At 29.6% G+C, this 6,473-nt stretch carries 5 protein-coding genes and 1 pseudogene; all 6 read left to right on the top strand.

Annotated features, from left to right (window positions below; genetic code table 11):
- Positions 1-1,248: 1,248 nt before the first annotated feature.
- The 6 genes and pseudogenes from M1D66_RS29080 (at position 1,249) to M1D66_RS29055 (ending at position 6,091) form a co-directional block, all read left to right on the top strand.
- Positions 1,249-1,557 carry a hypothetical protein gene (locus M1D66_RS29080; protein ID WP_479831994.1) on the top strand — a complete coding sequence of 103 codons (309 nt, stop codon included), beginning with the start codon at positions 1,249-1,251 and terminating at the stop codon, positions 1,555-1,557.
- Between the two features lie 775 nt (positions 1,558-2,332).
- Positions 2,333-2,497, top strand: a complete 165-nt coding sequence (locus M1D66_RS29075) for a hypothetical protein (RefSeq protein ID WP_437263919.1) — start codon at positions 2,333-2,335, stop codon at positions 2,495-2,497.
- Positions 2,498-3,309: 812 nt separating this feature from the next.
- The gene (locus tag M1D66_RS29070) at positions 3,310-3,831 is read left to right on the top strand and encodes a transposase (RefSeq protein WP_479831993.1); all 522 of its coding nucleotides are present in this window, start codon (positions 3,310-3,312) and stop codon (positions 3,829-3,831) included.
- 329 nt (positions 3,832-4,160) lie between these two features.
- Positions 4,161-4,385, top strand: a complete 225-nt coding sequence (locus M1D66_RS29065) for a hemolysin XhlA family protein (RefSeq protein WP_479831992.1) — start codon at positions 4,161-4,163, stop codon at positions 4,383-4,385.
- 63 nt (positions 4,386-4,448) lie between these two features.
- Positions 4,449-4,623: pseudogene (locus tag M1D66_RS29060) on the top strand (N-acetylmuramoyl-L-alanine amidase); the annotation flags it as partial.
- Between the two features lie 835 nt (positions 4,624-5,458).
- Positions 5,459-6,091, top strand: coding sequence for a hypothetical protein (locus M1D66_RS29055; RefSeq protein WP_283502735.1), 633 nt, complete (start codon positions 5,459-5,461; stop codon positions 6,089-6,091).
- Positions 6,092-6,473 lie beyond the last annotated feature (382 nt).

Below are 6,473 nucleotides of genomic sequence, written 5' to 3'. Positions count from 1 at the left end.
TATATATTTTTCTAAAAGATTCTATTGAAAATAGAATCTTTTTTTATGCAACTCTATACAGTAAATGTTATTCTTCATTCTTAACTTCCACAATAGTAACTTAAAATACATCCAATTTATATACAAATACGGAATTTACTATACATAAAATCATAAGAAAAAATATATTTTTAGTGGATATGTTTATAAAAAGTATCATTTGTGAATAGAATTATCACACTATTATTGTTATATAAGGGGTCTATAAGTAAAACTACTAAAATTCATCAAGTTTTATGTGATTAAATATAAATAACTGAATTAAGTGGATAAAATAATGCCCAATGTGTATAAATTGTGTACAGATAACTAAAAATTGTGGACAAATATAGAAAATATCTTCTTATTTACAATTGAATAAACATACTTATTTTTGAATTATTTTCCTTATTGTTTTATGTAGAAATAGTGGTATTTTTTATGATTTTATGTAGATAGGATAGTACAACAAAGTCTATTTTCACGCTCCCATTACATACCATTTATGATTTTTTACAGTAAGGTAAGTTAAAAACATTGTCATAGCAAGTTTTATTCTATATTTTATGATCCTATATAAGTTTTTTCTTTATATTTTTAATATATATAAGATATATATTTATATAAGATTTTAAGAAAAGGATTCATATTTCAAATAGAATGGGGACAACAAATATATTTTAAATAGAATGGGGACAACAAATATATTTTCAAGTAAAAATTAATAATAGTATATATACTATTATTTTAAAAAGTTTTAACTGCTATACACATTAAATAATAACACTAAATAAATTACATATAAGTGTAAAATGCCTTTTTTAGTAAAATTATTACAACAATAAGATTTTACTTATTAAAATAAATTAATAGTCATTTACAAAGAGATAAATGACTGCAGACTTAGGGATTTAATAATTATAGACAAAATAGAGGTAACACCTATGGAATTAAATGATGAAGTACTAGAATCTTATATATAAGAGCAAATAAATCAAATAGTTCCTTAAACGGAATTATCTGATTTAGATCAATATATACCATTAGTAAAAATGAAGATTGGAGAAATTGATCGAGGTGTGTATGAGAATAAATAGACAAAAAAATAGGATAATAAAAATTATACATAAATCCCCAGAAATATACATTTTCAACACTAGGATAAATATCATAATTTGTAGCGATTATTAATCCGCAATTTGTAATGACGGTGCCGTTTTAGTATTTATTATGAAAAATGACTATACAAATGGATTGGTTTTAAAAACCATTAATCTCATATTTAAATATTTATCAAAAACATATAAAAATAATAAAATATGCAAGGAAATGCATAACGCTTCTGCAAGTACAGGTATGCCGTTTATGAATGTGTTTCTTGGTATTAATCATGTTTTGGCACATAAGTTTGAACTAGAATGTCACATTACACATAGATACTCTAACGTGATTATCATGCTGTATATGATTCTATATAATACAATGTTCTCAAAATCTGAACATGATCTGCCAGCAGATACAGTAGAAGAGGGTATGTAATAAATTAGGTAGGTATATTTTTTTAGTTTATAAGCAGTATGGATATATTTAAAAAAAGATACGTTGTTATAGTATAGAATTAGATTTATTATATGATATGAAGAATTCTAATGAAAATAATATATAAATCAAATTTATATAAAAAAGAAATAAAATAAATATAATTAAAATATTAATCGAAAAACTCTTTAGTATTAAGAGCTTTATGTGTGAAAAATCCTACAATATGAATACTCATAGAAATTTTTAAAAAAATTTTAATTCAACTTAGTTTGCGCAGCTTTGGTAAGCATGAGATGACTTGACTTGTAGAGCATAGTGCTGGATTAGTTTGATACTTGGAGAAAACAGCGAAGATGGTCAACAAACCTGTAAGCGGTGTCTTAATGGATAATGGGGCCATACTAGAGTGGAGGGTATAAGCTGTGCTGTTCGTTATGCATGTTTCTATTATTTAATAACGAGATAGTAAAATTTCACGTACCTAATTGAGATTTAAAAACCAAAAATCAAATTATAGTAAAAATATAGTTCGGGGTGGCGGAGGCATGGAACTACAGAAGTATTGATTAATTCTACGGATTATAAAAATATTTTATTTGATGTAGCAAATGAAGGTGTTAAAAAAAGCCTGTGACCATTATATCTTAAAGTTAGGCATCCTATAACTACAATGGATGCTTTATCCTTTGTAGTTATAGAAATTGCACACTAAACAAGAACTTGAATAGGAGGATGAAAGTTAATGGAAACATAATATAAGTTTGCGGACTACATGGAGCATCTTAGTGAAAATATAAAGGTAGTTGTTGTGGAAGAGTATTTACATTTAACGGGGTTGTTAGAAGTGCCTCAATCAACTGTATGTCAGCATTTACCTAAGATACGTGGGAAGATTCTTCTTTCGAAAAGAAGAGGTCGTTTGTCAAAAGGTTGTTGATAAGATGGATGTTGTTAGAAAGATTGAGAGCTACTCTACTTTCGTACAACCTATCGGATATACTTACTAGGATTCATGGTAAAGACTTAAATGTATTAGCGGAGATAGGTTGTTATTTAGGGAACAATTCAAACAATTCTTCTGGGGGCTCAAATGCTTATTTTCATGTAGAATACATTTGGGCGCCAAACAATACAAGTTTCATTCAGAAAGTTGTTAAATGGTCAGTTTGGAAGAAGCATCGATGGTTGATTCGCTAGGTTCCAGTATCGTTTCAAGTGTCGGTAACAATGCTGTGCGTTGGAAAATGTACAGATTGGGTAATGGAGAGTGTTTATTTGTTCCTAGTATTACAATCTGGAGGATCTGACTGGGATTGGAATAAGGCGTTTAGAATTTAGCCGGATGAAACAATTAAAGAAGCAACCTATACAAGGGGGAATCTCCTGACAACTGAAGCAGATAATGTAGCTGATAGAATTTTGGTGAACGGTGTTAAAAGTGGAAGTACTTTTTACATGCCATAAGCTTTCTAATTTAGATAGTATAAGTCAAACTTGTATAACTTTTCGTATTATATAAGTATGAGGAGTTATTCGAAGAATAGCTTGTCATAATTTTTTCATATATGATGAGAACGACTGGTTGGCGAGCAGACTTTAGAATTGAAACATTCGTAAATAAAACTGTCAACCATCACTCACTATCAAGAATTCGATTAAGTAGGTAGAGTTCAAACACTCGAGTAACAGGTGAAAATGAAGGGATAGTGTAGTGAAGGAGAGATCAGTCAGCCAAGAATGGGGATCAAAGTGAAAATAAAAAATCAGTTAACTCAGTTGATAGATAAGTGCTTTCCAGGTATAAAAAAGATTTATCATAACAATATGGAAAGGACTTTATTAGATGTATTAGAGAAGTATCCAACCATAGATCATGTTTCAAGGTTGGGACAAAAGAGGTTCAATAATCTATTTGTAAAATGGGCAACTAAAAATGGACATATAATTACAGAGGAAAAAACCATACAAATATATGAATTTACAGTTAAAGGAGTACAAACAGTTCCTTTATCAGAATGTGCAGAACTGATGATGAGCCTGTTGATTAAGTCACTTCGAGAGCAAATCGAAATAACCACACCTATTTTAGCACAGATGAAAACAATAGCGGAATCTATTCCTAAATGTGAAGTAGTAAGAGAAATGTCTGGTGTGGGAGATCGTACAGGGCCAAGATTATTAGCAGAAATAGGAGATATTCGACGTTTTCATTCCTCAAAAGCATTAGTGGCATATGCAGGAATTAATGTATCACTGTATCAATCTGGCTAACTTGAAGCAAGAGAACGAAAAATAACAAAAAGGGGTTCAAAATATTTGAGGGAAGTTCTCTATGAAATTGTTCAAAGTTTAAAAACAGTAAGGCCAACTAAAGATAATGCGGTGTATCAATATATCTTGCGTACGGTTATTTTCGTTGGGGTGATATTTGTGTAAAAAAATATATTTTTTGTTAATTTTTAAGTCTAAAATAATTAGTAGGTTTTATTTTTATAAAATACGGTTTTGATGGAAAAGGGCTTTCATATATTCACAGTAAAAAAGATTGTCCCATATTATATAAAGATTACTTTATTAAGATTCTAGAGAGGTGTGAATATATGGAAGACGTATATGCAAATATTGATAGACTCAAATCAGAACAAAAAGAAATTATGCGAGATCTTCGTAATCTAGAAATTCGTACAGCCATTAATGAAAAAGACATTATAACAATTAATAAACAATTAGAAAAAATAAGCGCAAATACAACTTGGATCTTAAGAATTGTAATTAGTGCAATAGTAATGGAAGTTCTCGGGCTAATATTAAAAGGTGGAATTTAGAACACTTGTTTAAATGTACCTATGAAAGAGAGACGAAAGTCTCTCTTTTTATTTAGAAGCGAGGTGGTCAAAGTAGCCAATTTGCGATTCTATTCAGCACTATCTTGCCAAGATAGTGCTGGTATTTTACATGCAGGTGAAGGTAAGTGTAAATGAATCGCCACAATACACGGTGCATAACAGTAAAGGGAACACATACTATATAACAGCAAATGAGGCCTATGTGTATGTAAATTAAAAAAATAATAAAAAGGGTTATTCTGTATTTTACTTTATGTAATGACAGACGAGAATAAGATAGAAATAAAAATGGAGGGTCCCCTGTTTAGTCAAAGAAGAATAAAATCGAATGCTGCTTCTTTATATGTGTCATGAAGTGTAAAAATATGAAAAAAGAGTATTCCCAGTTGGATGGGGAGGAATACTCTTTTTCGTGGTTTTTCTCGAACCATTATATATATATATGCATAAGAAGCACGTTATATAACTTAAAGAAAAGAAAAAACAATCCAGGGTGGTGATCTGAGTTGCTTTTTTCGGATACAAAATGGAGTTTATTGGGGGTAGTGTATCATATATTTTTAAAGTGTGTAATGTTCTTTAAAGACAAAAAGACACCTTTCTCAGTTGAAGGTGCCTCTCATATGGTAATTCTCTAGATGACATGTATAGTATATCCAATGTCAATATGATTTAGAACTACCCCCACTTATCGACCTTACGGTCGGATTGAAGTGGGGGTAGTTCAATCGTAGGGTTTGTTTTATGTTATACACATTTAAGAAAGGAAAAGGCATTCAACATAAAAAATAAGAAACGATTAATCAGTGTAAAATGCAATTATTTGTATGATACATAAAATCAGATGTTAGTAAAAGGCACTGCAAGATTTACAGGTTTACGATTAAAAAATTGCAATGATATTAACAATGAAACATTCATTGACATAGTAAAATAGCTTGTTGCTGTACAAGCTCAATTAGCATATTGAACTTGTGTATTTGACAAATAACCTTTTTAAAGAATTATTCGCTGAAAATTGTGGTATTTTGTTGTTGTAAATAAATTAGAGCATGGGGGTAATTTTTATAAATGCTACACTGAAAATATATCAATTTATTTTTACTATTATTGTAATGTTTAGTTTTAATTCCATTACAATAAATGCAGAAACTGCAAGTTGTTTATTAGATATAGATGGGAATCCTATTGAATACAATAAATCATATTATATGGAACCTTATGTATTTAATGGTCGTGGTATGGCTTATGAAACTTGGTTAGGTGAAGAATTTGTTTTGCTTCAGCATGAAAGCAGCCCAAGTCCAAGTGGGCAAACTATTAGGTTTGATCATTATGCGGGAATTGGTGGTAATAGGTATGTACAAATGGGAGATTGGACGATAATTAGGGCGGATAGTCCCCCAGTGGAGGGGGTAGATATGTTTGGGTATAATCCTACATATTATGGTGTGCAATTAGGTACAGTAGCAAGTGCTCCTAAATTACCCAAAGATACACAAGTTTGGATTCCTGATTCATATTCTGAAAGTATTAATGTATTGAAAAAAAATAATTATTTTACCTTCCGAAATTTATATAATAATAAATACTTGTCATATAACAACACGAATTCAAAATCATGGTTAGATGCTAGAAAGGATAATATACAAGAAGAAACATTATGGCGTTTTATTGCAAAATAAATTCGTTACAATTATTGTATAAAAAGTATACATTTTAATTCTGAAGTGAACTTGAATAGTGATATATAAAAACACCTTCATTAAATTTTGCATAGTAAGTATGTAAAATTTAATGAAGGTGTTTTTGGCGAAGAAAGCACAATTAATTCGAAGCAGGGTAGCGAAAATTATAAAGAAGGAGTCTAACATAGTTGTCAATGTTTTCTTACAAGCTATATACCGGTGTTTCACATTATTATCACAGCAAGAAAAAGCTTTTCATATAAAACAGGGAATGTTTTGAGAAAATATATAAAATTTTAATTTGATTAATATTTCAGCAGTATAAGGTTTTTTCACTTGAATTGCTGTTTTAAGTTGTGCTTATGTACTTCAAACCATA

The organism is Bacillus sp. PK6-16, from assembly GCF_056530295.1.
This window is presented reverse-complemented; position numbering and strand designations above follow the sequence as displayed.

What these genes read in the sequence shown, in the direction of transcription:
- M1D66_RS29080 (WP_479831994.1), top strand. Translation starts at nt 1,249, where the DNA reads ATGAAAAATGACTATACAAATGGATTGGTTTTAAAAACCATTAATCTC.
- M1D66_RS29075 (WP_437263919.1), top strand. Translation starts at nt 2,333, where the DNA reads ATGGAGCATCTTAGTGAAAATATAAAGGTAGTTGTTGTGGAAGAGTAT.
- M1D66_RS29065 (WP_479831992.1), top strand. Translation starts at nt 4,161, where the DNA reads ATGGAAGACGTATATGCAAATATTGATAGACTCAAATCAGAACAAAAA.
- M1D66_RS29055 (WP_283502735.1), top strand. Translation starts at nt 5,459, where the DNA reads ATGGGGGTAATTTTTATAAATGCTACACTGAAAATATATCAATTTATT.